This window comes from Sphingomonas sp. 10B4, assembly GCF_035019905.1.
GTDB lineage: Bacteria > Pseudomonadota > Alphaproteobacteria > Sphingomonadales > Sphingomonadaceae > Sphingomonas > Sphingomonas glacialis.
The window spans coordinates 1-279 of record NZ_JASJVC010000275.1; the positions used below are offsets into that span (position 1 = coordinate 1).

Here is a 279-nt window from a genome sequence, read left to right on the forward strand (position 1 = left end):
GCAGGAAGTAAATAAGCCATGCTCGAACATCGCTTATTGCCCTATGGGTTTGCGCGGGATTTTTTAATCTTGGCCAGTCGCGACAGCACGGCTGTGCACGCGCCGGTAGAGTTGTCGGTATCGGAAAAAACTTCGGCCGCGGCGATTGCTGAAGTCGGTCGTAAATTCGGTAAGGTCAAACTGACGCTGTTGGCGCCGGAATTGCTCAATGATTTGATTGCCAAGGCGTATGCCGGCTCGGGTGGCGATGCGGCCGATGTGGTTGGTGAAGTCGAATCT

Annotated in this window: 1 protein-coding gene; it reads left to right on the plus strand. The window is 54.1% G+C overall.

The features are described from left to right. Positions 1 to 18: 18 nt before the first annotated feature. A partial coding sequence (locus QN347_RS19790; protein ID WP_323494394.1) for a hypothetical protein occupies positions 19 to 279 on the plus strand: 261 nt, incomplete at its 3' end.